This window comes from Paraburkholderia sp. LEh10 (assembly GCF_017814945.1).
GTDB lineage: Bacteria > Pseudomonadota > Gammaproteobacteria > Burkholderiales > Burkholderiaceae > Paraburkholderia.
The window spans coordinates 16,944-28,561 of sequence record NZ_JAGIPX010000088.1 but is presented as its reverse complement, the minus strand read 5'-3'; the positions used below and the strand labels follow the sequence as shown (position 1 = coordinate 28,561).

Genomic DNA, 11,618 nt, shown 5'->3' with positions numbered 1-11,618 from the left:
TGTGCGGGGCGGCACTTACTTTCTTTGCCGCCGCAAAGAAAGTAAGCAAAGAAAGCGGCTCACACCGCCAATGCTTGCTTTTACCCACGGGCCCCGACGTCCCCGCACTTCGCACATCAGCACCTCGGCCGATGTTGGTTGGCCAACACGATATTTGAGCGCCTCACCCGCTTCATGCGCTCGCACAACTGCTAACCGTCCTGATGTTTCACTGCCCTTTTGCGGCAAACGTATGTTGGTCGTCGCGCCTCACGGGACAGCGCTCGAACCGTGCAGAGACATCGCGCAGTAGGTGTTCTGGTGGAACGAAGGCCTACATAGGTTTGCCGCACGGGGGCGCTGGATAATCGGGGGCGCGGTCTGTAACGCAGGTGCATGAAGCGGGTGAGGCGCCGCTCAATGTGCAGGCAACGGGCGTGGGCGAGCACACTGCCGCGATAAACATGGGGACGTTGGGAGCCCGTGGGTAACGGTCAAGGGCTGGCGGTGTGAGCGGCTTTCTTTGCCTACTTTCTTTGCCGCGGCAAAGAAAGTAGGTGCCGCCCCGCACAGGGGCAACGCTTGCGCCGCGAGGCGCATCGCGGATGCCAGCGAAAGCGGCAAAACAAACCGCATCGCGGATGCCAGCGAAAGCGGCAAAAACAAACCGCATCGCGGATGCCCGCGAAAGCGGCAAAAACAAACCGCATCGCGGATGCCAGCGAAAGCGGCAAAACAGATCGCATCGCGAATGCCCGCGCAGGGCAAAGCAAACCACAGGCGTCGCAGACAAAAAGACACCAAACCTCACGCTGACAACAACTGCCCCGTCCGATACGCCTTCGCGCCCGCGATCCGCGCAACCTCCATTCCAGCCTGAGCAAACCGCGACAAATGGCGCGCATACATGACGCCCGCGACATTCGTCTTCAGCGTGACCACACGATCCGTCAGCGGATCGACAACATCGGCGACGGGCTCGCCCGCATCGACCCATTTGCCCACTTCCTGGCGATACACGACGACGCCGCTCACGGGCGTCACGATCGGCTCGGTGCCCGCGAGCGGCGTCGCGGCGAATTCGAGCGGCGGCATCGGCGCGGCTTCGCCCGCGATCACGCCGCGATGCGTCAGATACTCGATGATGCCCTGCGCGTCGTGCTCCGCGAATTCGTACGACACGTCGCGCTGGCTGCGCAACTCCACCGTCACCGAGATCGACCCGTTCGGAATCGGGAAGCGTTCGCCGACACGCGTGCGCAATTCCGACCAGCAGAAGCTGTGAATCTCGTCGAACGGATTGCCGACGGAATCCACCGCGAGCAGCGATGCCTTGGAATCCAGGTAGCGCGCGAGCGGCTCGACGTCGGGCCACAGGTCCGGGTTCGTGTACAGATGCAACGCCGCTTCCCAGTCGCAATGCAGATCGAGCACGATGTCCGCGTCGTATGACAGCAGCTGCAACGCGAGACGCTGCGATTCGATTTCGGTGCGCGGCCTTTGCGCGCCCAGCGCTTCGCGCATCGCCTCGCGGACCGCCGTGCGGTTCTGGTCGGCGTCGTCCGTCAGCCGCTCTTCGATCACGGGCTCGATCAGGTCGAACAGGTTATAGAAGTTGCGATTGAAGTTCTGCGCAGTATTCGTCTCGAAACGGCCGGCGAGCAGGCCGAGCACATGCTGGTTCAGGCCGATCGGGTTCGCGACGGGCACGACGACGACCTCGCCGCGCAGCTTGCCTGCGGCTTCGAGCGTTTCGAGCTTGCGGCGCAGCGCCCACGACACCAGCATGCCGGGCAGCTCGTCCGCGTGCAGCGACGACTGGATGTAGACCTTCTGGCCGCCGCTCGGACCATAGTGGAAGCTCGTCAGGCTGCGCGCGGTGCCGAGGGTCGGGGAAATCAGCGGATGATTGAGGGTTTGCATGATCGATATGGCGCTGCGTACGACGCGCAATGCGCCCTGTAGTTGCAAGGGTATGACTGCGGATTGACTGCTGAAAACGGTGGCGCGCACAACGACCGCGCCCGTCAACCATTCGATCTTAGCCCATTTGGGCATGGCGGGCGAACGGCGGCCATGAGCCGGATAAGCTGGACGGGCATGCCGGTCCGCCGCCACAGGGCCAGTTCAAAACAAAAACGGGCTCCAGATGGAGCCCGTCTGCGTACCGTCGCGGCGCGCGGCGTCGTGCGCCGCGCGATGCCGCTGTCGCGGTGACGATCAGCCGCCGTACACGTCGAAGTCGAAGTACTTCTTCTCGATCTTCTTGTAGGTGCCGTCCTTGATCATGTCGGCGATCGCCTTGTCGACCTTCGCCTTCAGGTCGGTGTCTTCCTTGCGCATGCCGATGCCTGCGCCTTCGCCGAGGATCTTCTTGTCTTCCAGATCCTTGCCGACGAACTGGTAGCCCGCGCCGCGCGGCGTCTTCAGGAAGCCGATGTCAGCCTGCACGGCGTCTTGCAGCGCCGCATCCAGACGGCCCGAGATCAGGTCGGCATAGACCTGGTCCTGGTTCTGATACGGCACGACCTTCGCGCCCTTCGGCTCCCAGTAGGTCTTCGCGTACGTTTCCTGGATCGTGCCTTGCTCGACGCCGACCGACTTGCCGGACAGCGATTCCGCCGTCGGCAGGATGTTCGAGCCCTTCTTGGCGACGAGGCGCGTCGGCGTGTTGAACAGCTTCGACGAGAACGCGATCTGTTCCGCGCGTTGCGGCGTCATCGACATCGACGACAGCACGCCGTCGAACTTCTTGGCCTTCAGAGCCGGGATCATGCCGTCGAAGTCGTTCTCGATCCACACGCACTTCGCCTTCAGGCGTGCGCAGATTTCGTTGCCAAGGTCGATGTCGAAGCCGACCAGCTTGCCGTCGGAGCCCTTCGATTCAAACGGCGGATAGCTGGCGTCGACGCCGAAACGGATCGTGGTCCAGTCTTTGGCATGTGCGCCGATCGAAACGGTGGCGAGCAGGGCAACCGTCAAAGCCGCAAGCAGTTTTTTCACTGATGTACTCCCTGGAGTGGTTCGAAGTGTCCCGCATGCGGTCGTGCCGCTGCGCGACGTCGCCCGGCCATTGTGTCCGGGCGTGGTTTATTGGCCGCTGGCCAGCCAGCAGCGCGCGCCAAGCTTAACAAATCAAAATGTTTGCGGTGCTAGTGAAACACCGGATGGCACAGGAGTATTGCCTCTAATGACGGCTTTTGTGATATAGGGCAGGAAGGCCCGTAATGAAAGGAAGGCGATAGCCGTGGAAGGCCCTCGTAAGGGAGAGGGGCGCGGCGGCAGGCGTTCGCCGCAGTTGCGGCAGTGCGGCAAACGCTTTGCGCTCAATGAGTTAGCCAGCGGTGTGTCAGACGATACGTTCGCCCGCGCGATAGGTCGCGCGCGGCACGGGCAGTGCGTCGAGCATCGTCACCCGGACGAAGTCGGCACGCAGCCCTGTTTCGATTGCGCCACGGTCATGCAGGCCCGCGGTGCGCGCCGGTTCCGCCGACACCGTCGCCAGCGCTTGCGGCAGCGTCCAGCCGGCCTTGTCGACGAGCTCGAAGGCGGCCGTCAACAGGCTCGACGGCACGTAGTCGGACGACAGAATATCGAGCAGTCCCGCTTTCGCCAGTTCCAGCGCCGATACGTTGCCCGAGTGCGAGCCGCCGCGCACGATGTTCGGCGCGCCCATGATCGTTGCGATGCCGTGGCGATGCGCGGCATCGGCGGCGACGCGCGTGGTCGGGAACTCGGCGAGCACGATGCCTTCGTCCGCGGCCTGTTGCACGTGCTCGACGAGCGTGTCGTCGTGGCTCGCGACGGGCAGGCGCAGCGCCTTGCATCGCTCGACGATCTCGCGGCGGTGCAGATCGGCGAAACGCTGCTGTTCGTCTTCGAGCGCGACGAGCGTCGCGGCCATGTGCTCGTCGGTCATCTTGCCGTGGCGCTCCTGGAAGCGGCGCCACTGGTCGCGGTCATGCCATTGGCGCTGGCCCGGCGTGTGATCCATCACGGAGGCGAGGCGCAGCAGCGGATGATGCGTGAGCGTATCGAACACGTCGACCACGTCCGGCGTGGCGATTTCGCAGCGCAAATGCAGGAAGTGCTCGGCGCGCAGCAGATTGCGCTCGGAGAAACGCTGCAGCGCTTGCGCGCAGCGCGTCTGCGTATCGCGGCCGCGCAAGCCGACGTTCGAGCGCGAGCCGATCGCGAGCGCATCGAACACGGTCGTGATGCCGGCGGCGGCGACCTGCGCATCGTGAATCACGAATGCTGCGTCCGTGTTCCATTCGACGCCGGGACGCGGCACGAGATGCTTCTCGAGGTTGTCCGTGTGCAGCTCGATGAGGCCCGGCAACAGGTAGTCGCCGTCCCAGTCCTCGGCGCCCGCAGCCGACGTGGTGCCGCGCGCCACGTCGCGTATCACGCCGCCCTCGATTCGCACGACGCCGTTGAATACTTCGTCCCGCGTGACGACGCGAGCATTCTTGATCAGCATGCTGGATGCTCCCTGGCAGATCGGGGATCGATGTCAGTGTAATGCCGCCGCGTGACGCAGCGGCGGCCGCAATTCGAGCCGGCGTGTGGCGACTTTCGCGCGCGTGTCTTCATCATGGAAGATGCCGACGATGGCCGCGCCGCGCTCGCGCGCCTCGACGATCAGACGGGCGACGATGTCGCGGTTCTCCGCATCGAGGGAAGCCGTCGGCTCGTCGAGCAGCAGCACGGGATGTTCGGCGATCAGGCCGCGTGCGATGTTCACGCGCTGCTGTTCGCCGCCCGAAAACGTCGCGGGCGCGAGCGCCCACAAACGCTCGGGCACGTTGAGCCGCGCGAGCAGCGCGCGGGCGCGCGCGTGCGCGTCGCCGGCATCGACGCCTCGCGACACCAGCGGCTCGGCGACGAGATCGAGCGTGCTCACGCGCGGAATCACGTGCAGGAACTGGCTCACGTAGCCGACCACGCCGCGCCGCAGATACAGCACGTCGCGCGGCTCGGCGCCCGTGATGCGCAGATGCTTCGTTTCCTGCGCATCGTCGCGGATCGCGATCGTGCCCGTGCTCGCCAGATAGTTGCCGTACAGGCAGCGCAGCAACGTGCTCTTGCCCGCGCCCGACGGCCCGACCAGCACGACGCACTCGCCGCGCTCGACGTCGAGCGACACGCCCGTGAGCGCTTCGATCTGCACGCCGCCCTGGCCATGCAGCGTGAACGTCTTGCCGATGTTGACGGCGCGCAGCATCAGCGCGCTGTTGTCGATGAACGATGTTTCGATTGACGTTGTCATCACGGAGTGAACCTCAAACGGGCAGAACGGAAGAGACAAGCGTCTGCGTGTACGGATGCTGCGGATCGTCGAGCACCTGATCGGTGAGACCCGCTTCGACCACTTCGCCGCCTTGCATCACCATCAGCCGGTGCGCGAGCAGCCGCGCGACGCCGATGTCGTGCGTGACGATCAGCACGGACAGATGCAGCGTCGATGTCAACGTGCGCAGCAGATCGAGCAGACGCGCCTGCACGGAGACATCGAGGCCTGCCGTGGGCTCGTCCATGAACACGAGGCGCGGGCCCGTGACGAGATTGCGCGCGATCTGAAGGCGCTGCTGCATGCCGCCCGAAAACGCCGACGGCAGTTCGTCGATACGCGATGCGTCGAGTTCGACGCGCGACATCCATTGCGCCGCCGCCTCGCGGATGTTGCCGTAGTGGCGCGCGCCGACGGCCATCAGCGGCTCGCCGATGTTCGCGCCCGCCGACACGGCGCTGCGCAACCCGTCGCGCGGATTCTGCTGGACGAAGCCCCATTGCGTGCGCATCAACAGACGCTTGCGCGGCTCGGACAACGCGCGCAGATCGAGCATCTCGCCGTGCGCGCTCGCATAGCGCAGCGTGCCCGAATCGGCGGCCGTGCGCAGCGCGAGCGTGTTCAACAGTGTCGACTTGCCCGAGCCCGATTCGCCGACGATGCACAGCACCTCGCCCGGATACAGATCGAAGCTGACGTTGCGGCAGCCGTTGCGGCCGCCATATTGTTTCGTGAGCGCGCGTGCGCTAAGAAGCGGCGTCATGCGCTTTCTCCTTCGTTATGTTGCGCGGCCTGCTGCTCGCGGCGGTCGTGGCAATAGTCGCTGTCCGAGCAGACGAACATGCGCTTGCCCGCATCGTCGACGATCATTTCGTCGAGGAAGCTTTCCGTCGATCCGCACAACGCGCATGCATGTTCCCAGCGCTGCACCTCGAACGGATGATCGTCGAAATCGAGGCTCTTGACGGGCGTGTACGGCGGGATCGCGTGAATGCGCCGCTCGCGTCCCGCGCCGAACAGTTGCAGCGCGGGGTTCATATGCATCTTCGGGTTGTCGTACTTCGGAATCGGCGACGGCGACGCGAGATAGCGGCCATTGACGATCACGGGGTAGTCGTACGTCGTCGCGATGCTGCCGTGCTGCACGATGTCCTCGTACAGCTTCACGCTGATGAGCCCATAGTCGGCGAGCGCATGCAGCTTCTTGCATTCGGCCACGCGCGGCTCCAGCCGATAGAGCGGCTCGGGCATCGGCACCTGATAGACGAGAATCTGCTTGTCCGTGAGCGGCGTTTCGGGAATGCGGTGGCGCGTCTGCACGATCGTCGCCTCGCTGGTCTTGCGCGTCGTGCTGACGCCTGTCGTGCGCGCGAAGAAGCGGCGAATGTTGACGGCGTTGGTGGTTTCGTCGGAGCCCTGGTCGATCACCTTCAGCGTGTCGTCGCGCCCGATGATCGATGCCGTCACCTGAATGCCGCCCGTGCCCCAGCCGAAGGGCAGCGGCATTTCACGCGACGCGAACGGCACCTGATAGCCGGGCACGGCCACCGCTTTCAACAGCGCGCGGCGGATCATGCGCTTGGTCTGCTCGTCGAGGTACGCGAAGTTGTAGCCCTCGGCGGCGCTGTCCTGCGCCGTCGTCGCGAAAGTCGTGTCGGGCGCGTTCATGCGGCTTGCTCCTGTTGATCGTCGGCGTTGCTGTCGGCGCGTGCCGCGTGTTTTGCGCGCAGGCGGCGCACGAGTTCGAGCTCGGCCTGGAAGTCGACGTAATGCGGCAGCTTCAGATGCTGGACGAAGCCCGATGCTTCGACGTTGTCGCTATGCGACAGCATGAATTCGACGTCCTGCGTCGGCGAGCCGATCGTTTCGCCGAGTTCTTCGGCCCGCAGCGCGCGATCGACGAGCGCCATCGCCATCGCCTTGCGCTCCGAATGACCGAACGCGAGACCGTAGCCTTGCGTAAAAGTGGGCGGCACTTCGCTGCTGCCCGCGAACTGGTTGATCATCTGGCATTCCGTCACATCGATCTCACCGATTTCGACGGCTTCGCCGAGTTCGTCGAGTTCCATTTCGACGGCAACCGTGCCGAAGCGGATTTCGCCCGCGAAGGGATGCGAGTGCGCGTAGCCGCGTTGCGTCGCGTAGCCCATCGCGAGCAGAAAGCCCTCGTCGCCGCGCGCGAGGTTTTGCAGGCGCGTCGCGCGGCTCGCGGGAAACGACAGCGGCTCGCGCGACAGGTCGCCGGGCTCGGGCGCGTCTTCGGACGCGCGTTCCTGTTCGATCAGGCCTTCCTTGTCCAGCAGCGTGACGATGCGCGGCATCGCTTCGTGGGGGGCGCTTTCCGCGCGCTTCGCAGCCGGTGCGCCGGCGTCGCCGCCTTCGGCAAGCAACGTGAAGTCGAGCAGACGCTGCGTATAGTCATACGTTGCGCCGAGCATCTGGCCGCCGGGCACGTCCTTGAACGTCGCGGAAATGCGCCGCTCGACGTGCATGTGTTCCGTATCGACAGGCGGCGTATAGCCGAAGCGCGGCAGCGTCGTGCGATAGGCGCGCAGCAGAAAGATCGCTTCGACGAGATCGCCCGCGGCCTGCTTGATCGCAAGCGCCGCGAGCTCTTCGTCGTAGACGGAGCCTTCCGTCATCACGCGCGCGACGGCAAGGCGCAACTGCGTGCGGATCTGCGCGACGCTCAGTTCGGCGAATTGCGTATCGCCGCGGCGCGCTTTTTCGAGCAGGCGCCACGATGCCTCGATCGCGCGCTCTCCACCTTTGACGGCAACGTACATTAGTTCAGCTCCACTCGGGTTGTGCGCGGCAGGCCGATCAGCGTGTCGCCGCAGACGAGATAACAGTCGATGCCGCACGGAAAGAGCGGCGCGAGTTCGGCGCGCTCGCGCCAGAAGCGCTCGGGCAGGCCGGAAGGCGCAATCGTGTGCGTATGTTCGATGCCGGGGCCATCCAGCACGACGGGCAGGCCTTGCGTCAGCGAGTCGACGCGGATGATGAGCGTCACCGACTGCTCCGGCGTTTCCGGTTCGCCCAGCGCAAAGCTCGAAAGAGGCGTCAGCATGCTCGCGTCGTGCACATAGGCGAACGCGGCATCTTGCGGCTCGTCGACGAGCGGCGCGCCCGTATGAAAGCGCAGCGCGGAGCCGAGCACGGCATCGGGCTGCGCGAGCCATACGGGCGTCGAGTAGTCGCACAACGCGAGCAGCGCGGCGAACGCGGCGAGATCGGCGCGGACGTGCGGCAGGTTGTTGCGCGCATCGCTGCGCGCATGGTTAAGCGCATGGTTGCGGGAAGCGGGCAGCACGTCGTCGATCGTGCCGATCTTGCCGGGACGCGACAGCGTATCGAGCAGCGTGCGGAACACGGCTTGCGTATCGTGGACGGGATCGGCGAAACCCGGCGTCAACGTCGAAAGCGCGATCTGCGCGGATTGAGGGGAGCTGTTCATCAGTCGCCTCGGACCATCGTGAAGAATTCGACGCGCGTCGATGCGGCGTCCTGTTGACGTTGAGCGCGTTTCGCCGCGAGTTGCGTGGCAAGCGGCGCGATCAGTTGTAATTGCAACCGCTCGCTGTGCTGCGGCGTTTGCAAGAGTGCATCTGCGATAGCGGCGAGTTCGGCTCGGCGGCGGTCGCGGCCCAGATGGCACGCGACGCCGACGGTCGCGCCGTCTTGCGAATCGTCGTTGCGAAGACGCAATGTCGCGCGCGTGACGGTCGCCTCGCCGAGATTGAACGCATCACCCGTGCCGCCGATGCGCCCGCGCACCATCGCCAGCCCAATCTCGGGCGCACGCAACCAGTCGAACGCGGGAAACGGCGCGCCTTCCATCGCGCGGGTCAACGCGGCTTCGAGATCGGCGCGCGGCGTGCGCGCCAGCACGGCCATCCACGCGCGCCGTACGGCGCTCGCGGAAGCGGTGGAGCCAGAGGCAGAAGGAGGAGGGGAAGCGGCGGCGCTCATCGGTGTTCCTGAGGTGGAAATTCAGTGGCGAGTCCAGACATTCAAGCATCTATTCGTCTAAACGTCTAGACGTCTATGGTTAGAATGTCGCTTGCTCGTGACAGAGGCGTGATTTCATATTTTCGCCATGGCTTGCGGACTACAATGCACGGAACGCCTATTTGAACCGAAGGGAATGACAGCACCATGACATCGAACGACGACGCAGCGCCGGGCACGATGTTGGAAAGGGGAGCGGGCGTCGCCGTGTGGCGGCAGATCGAGCAGATTCTCGCGAAGGAAATTGCGGCCAGCGGTTTCGGCGAGGACGGACGTCTGCCGAGCGAAGGCGAACTGGCGAAGCGTTTCGACGTGAACCGCCATACGATCCGCCGTGCGATGCTGGGTCTCGCTGCCCAGGGGCTCGTCAGCGTGGAGCAGGGGCGCGGCACGTTCGTGCAGCCCGGCGCGATCGACTATACGATCGGACGCCACACGCGCTTTACGGAGAATTTGCGGCAGCAGCATCATGCGCCGGCGGGCACGATGCTGTCGGCGGCGCGCGTGAAGGCCGAGCCGACCGTCGCAAAGGCGCTGGGGCTGCGCGCGGGCGCGCTCGTCTATCGGATCGAGTCGCTGCACGAAGCGGACGGCGTGCCGCTGACCTATGCGCGCAACTTCTACCCGGCCGCGCGATTCACCGGTCTGCCCGATGTGCTCGAACGCACGGGCGGCATCACGAAGGCCTTGGCCGAGTACGGCGTGAGTGATTACCTGCGCAAGTGGAGCCGCATCGGCAGCGTGCTGCCTGAGCCCGAGGTCGCGCGGCGTCTGGGCATCAACCGGCAGCAGCCGGTGTTGTGGGTGGAGAACGTCGATGTCGATACGGAAGGCACGCCGATCAAATACGGCTTCACGCATTTCGCCGCCGACCGCGTGCAACTGATGGTCGAGCACGACGTATGAGCGCGGCCACGATGAATGCATGGTCCGCGCAGGCGCGTTTCGCGATTTACTACGCGCCGTCTCGCGCGTCGGGCTGGTGGGACGCAGGCTCGACGTGGCTCGCGCGCGACGCCGAAAGCGGCGTTTGCGCCGATCCGCATCAGGGGCCCGCGCTGTCCAGGCCGCTTGCGGAACTGACGGCATCGCCACGGCGTTATGGATGGCACGGCACGCTCGTCGCGCCGTTCGCGCTTGCGGATCACGTGACGGTGGCCGCTTTGCTGGGAATCGCGGAACGCTGGGCGCAATCGCAGGCGTCGTTCGCATTGCCCGTCGAGGCCGCGACGCTGGGCGACTTCGTTGCGATGCGTCCCGCCGCGCCGTCGGGCGATGAGCGCATGCGCGCGCTCGCCGCCGATGCGCTGCGCGCGTTTGCGCCGCTGCGCGTCAAGCCTTCGGCGGCGGACATCGCGAAGCGCATGCAAGCGCCGTTGACGGAACGTCAGCGCGAATTGCTCGTCGAATGGGGATATCCGTATGTGCTCGACGAGTTTCGCTTTCACATGACGCTGTCCAATTCGCTCGACGATGCCGCCGACCGCGCCGCGATCGTTGCCTGGTGGCATCGCGAGGCGCAGCGTCTTGGGCCGTTGTCCGTCGATGGGGCGGCGATTTTCGTCGAGCCCGCGCCCGGCGAGCCGTTCATGTTGTGGCAGCGGCTCGCGTTCGGCACGGCGCAGCATGTTGAGAAGAGCGAACCGTTGGAGAACGCATGACAGGCCGTTTGATCTATCTGATCGGACCATCGGGCGCGGGCAAGGACTCGCTGCTGCATTTCGCGCGCGAGCATGTCGCGGGCACGCTCGTGTTGTTCGCGCATCGCTACATCACGCGCGAGACGGGTCACAACGAGAACCACATCGCGCTGACACGCGAAGAGTTTGCCGCACGTTCGGCGCAAGGTCTGTTCGCGCTCGAATGGTCGAGTCACGAGCTGCACTACGGCATCGGCATCGAGATCGACGCGTGGCTCGCGCGCGGCTGCACGGTCGTCGTCAACGGGTCGCGCGCGTATCTCGAACGCGCGTTGAAGCATTATCCGCATCTCGAGGTCGTGCATATTCACGCCGCGCCGCATATTCTCGCGGCGCGACTGTCGGCGCGCGGACGCGAAACGCAGGAGCAGGTCGCGGCGCGGCTCGCGAGGCAGGCGCCGTTCACGCTGCCCGACGGCGCGCATCTCACGCATATCGACAATTCCGGCTCGCTCGAACAGGCGGGCGAGGCCTTCGTCGATGTGCTGAAGAACTTTGCGCGTGCCCAGCAGGCGCATCAGCCGACGCCCGCCGTGCGGGCTGGCGGTGAAAGCGTTAAGTAAGTCGATCGAACGGTCGTCTTACGGGAAAGGCCGTGCGTTGCTATAGTCTGCGCTCTAACGCCGCGCACGACA

At 65.1% G+C, this 11,618-nt stretch carries 12 protein-coding genes; 3 read left to right on the top strand and 9 right to left on the bottom strand.

What is annotated here, in order from left to right:
* Positions 1-786 precede the first annotated feature (786 nt).
* The 9 genes from J8I87_RS38995 to phnG form a co-directional block, all read right to left on the bottom strand.
* On the bottom strand, positions 787-1,902 hold the full coding sequence (locus tag J8I87_RS38995) for a succinylglutamate desuccinylase/aspartoacylase family protein (RefSeq protein ID WP_209937739.1): 1,116 nt from the start codon (positions 1,900-1,902) through the stop codon (positions 787-789).
* 297 nt (positions 1,903-2,199) lie between these two features.
* Complete coding sequence (locus tag J8I87_RS38990) at positions 2,200-2,982, bottom strand: ABC transporter substrate-binding protein (RefSeq protein WP_209937738.1); 783 nt, start codon at positions 2,980-2,982, stop codon at positions 2,200-2,202.
* Positions 2,983-3,328: 346 nt separating this feature from the next.
* Positions 3,329-4,462, bottom strand: a complete 1,134-nt coding sequence (locus J8I87_RS38985; protein ID WP_209937737.1) for an alpha-D-ribose 1-methylphosphonate 5-triphosphate diphosphatase — start codon at positions 4,460-4,462, stop codon at positions 3,329-3,331.
* A 33-nt stretch (positions 4,463-4,495) separates the two neighbouring features.
* Positions 4,496-5,251, bottom strand: a complete 756-nt coding sequence (phnL, locus tag J8I87_RS38980) for a phosphonate C-P lyase system protein PhnL (protein WP_209937735.1) — start codon at positions 5,249-5,251, stop codon at positions 4,496-4,498.
* 13 nt (positions 5,252-5,264) lie between these two features.
* The gene (gene phnK / locus J8I87_RS38975) at positions 5,265-6,035 is read right to left on the bottom strand and encodes a phosphonate C-P lyase system protein PhnK (RefSeq protein ID WP_209937734.1); all 771 of its coding nucleotides are present in this window, start codon (positions 6,033-6,035) and stop codon (positions 5,265-5,267) included.
* A complete protein-coding gene (locus J8I87_RS38970; protein WP_209937733.1) occupies positions 6,032-6,940 on the bottom strand; it encodes an alpha-D-ribose 1-methylphosphonate 5-phosphate C-P-lyase PhnJ in 909 nt (302 codons plus the stop codon). Before J8I87_RS38970 ends, phnK begins: the two co-directional genes overlap by 4 nt.
* Positions 6,937-8,058, bottom strand: coding sequence for a carbon-phosphorus lyase complex subunit PhnI (locus J8I87_RS38965; protein ID WP_209937732.1), 1,122 nt, complete (start codon positions 8,056-8,058; stop codon positions 6,937-6,939). The genes J8I87_RS38970 and J8I87_RS38965 overlap by 4 nt, the downstream gene beginning before the upstream one ends.
* Complete coding sequence (phnH, locus tag J8I87_RS38960) at positions 8,058-8,729, bottom strand: phosphonate C-P lyase system protein PhnH (RefSeq protein ID WP_209937731.1); 672 nt, start codon at positions 8,727-8,729, stop codon at positions 8,058-8,060. The genes J8I87_RS38965 and phnH overlap by 1 nt, the downstream gene beginning before the upstream one ends.
* Positions 8,729-9,244, bottom strand: a complete 516-nt coding sequence (gene phnG / locus J8I87_RS38955) for a phosphonate C-P lyase system protein PhnG (RefSeq protein WP_209937730.1) — start codon at positions 9,242-9,244, stop codon at positions 8,729-8,731. Before phnG ends, phnH begins: the two co-directional genes overlap by 1 nt.
* Positions 9,245-9,430: 186 nt before the next feature.
* On the opposite strand from phnG, the gene phnF reads away from it, so the two are divergent.
* Genes phnF through phnN form a run of 3 tightly spaced genes read left to right on the top strand, consistent with a single transcriptional unit; the run spans position 9,431 to position 11,546 of the window.
* Positions 9,431-10,189 (top strand): phosphonate metabolism transcriptional regulator PhnF, encoded by a 759-nt coding sequence (gene phnF, locus J8I87_RS38950; RefSeq protein WP_209937729.1) that lies wholly within the window; start codon positions 9,431-9,433, stop codon positions 10,187-10,189.
* Positions 10,186-10,944 (top strand): DUF1045 domain-containing protein, encoded by a 759-nt coding sequence (locus tag J8I87_RS38945; RefSeq protein WP_209937728.1) that lies wholly within the window; start codon positions 10,186-10,188, stop codon positions 10,942-10,944. The genes phnF and J8I87_RS38945 overlap by 4 nt, the downstream gene beginning before the upstream one ends.
* Positions 10,941-11,546, top strand: a complete 606-nt coding sequence (gene phnN, locus J8I87_RS38940; protein WP_209937726.1) for a phosphonate metabolism protein/1,5-bisphosphokinase (PRPP-forming) PhnN — start codon at positions 10,941-10,943, stop codon at positions 11,544-11,546. The genes J8I87_RS38945 and phnN overlap by 4 nt, the downstream gene beginning before the upstream one ends.
* Positions 11,547-11,618 lie beyond the last annotated feature (72 nt).

Excerpts from the sequence above, each read along its gene's own strand:
- J8I87_RS38995 (WP_209937739.1), bottom strand. The coding sequence starts at position 1,902 with ATGCAAACCCTCAATCATCCGCTGATTTCCCCGACCCTCGGCACCGCG.
- J8I87_RS38985 (WP_209937737.1), bottom strand. The coding sequence starts at position 4,462 with ATGCTGATCAAGAATGCTCGCGTCGTCACGCGGGACGAAGTATTCAAC.
- phnL (WP_209937735.1), bottom strand. The coding sequence starts at position 5,251 with ATGACAACGTCAATCGAAACATCGTTCATCGACAACAGCGCGCTGATG.
- phnK (WP_209937734.1), bottom strand. The coding sequence starts at position 6,035 with ATGACGCCGCTTCTTAGCGCACGCGCGCTCACGAAACAATATGGCGGC.
- J8I87_RS38970 (WP_209937733.1), bottom strand. The coding sequence starts at position 6,940 with ATGAACGCGCCCGACACGACTTTCGCGACGACGGCGCAGGACAGCGCC.
- J8I87_RS38965 (WP_209937732.1), bottom strand. The coding sequence starts at position 8,058 with ATGTACGTTGCCGTCAAAGGTGGAGAGCGCGCGATCGAGGCATCGTGG.
- phnH (WP_209937731.1), bottom strand. The coding sequence starts at position 8,729 with ATGAACAGCTCCCCTCAATCCGCGCAGATCGCGCTTTCGACGTTGACG.
- phnG (WP_209937730.1), bottom strand. The coding sequence starts at position 9,244 with ATGAGCGCCGCCGCTTCCCCTCCTCCTTCTGCCTCTGGCTCCACCGCT.
- phnF (WP_209937729.1), top strand. The coding sequence starts at position 9,431 with ATGACATCGAACGACGACGCAGCGCCGGGCACGATGTTGGAAAGGGGA.
- J8I87_RS38945 (WP_209937728.1), top strand. The coding sequence starts at position 10,186 with ATGAGCGCGGCCACGATGAATGCATGGTCCGCGCAGGCGCGTTTCGCG.
- phnN (WP_209937726.1), top strand. The coding sequence starts at position 10,941 with ATGACAGGCCGTTTGATCTATCTGATCGGACCATCGGGCGCGGGCAAG.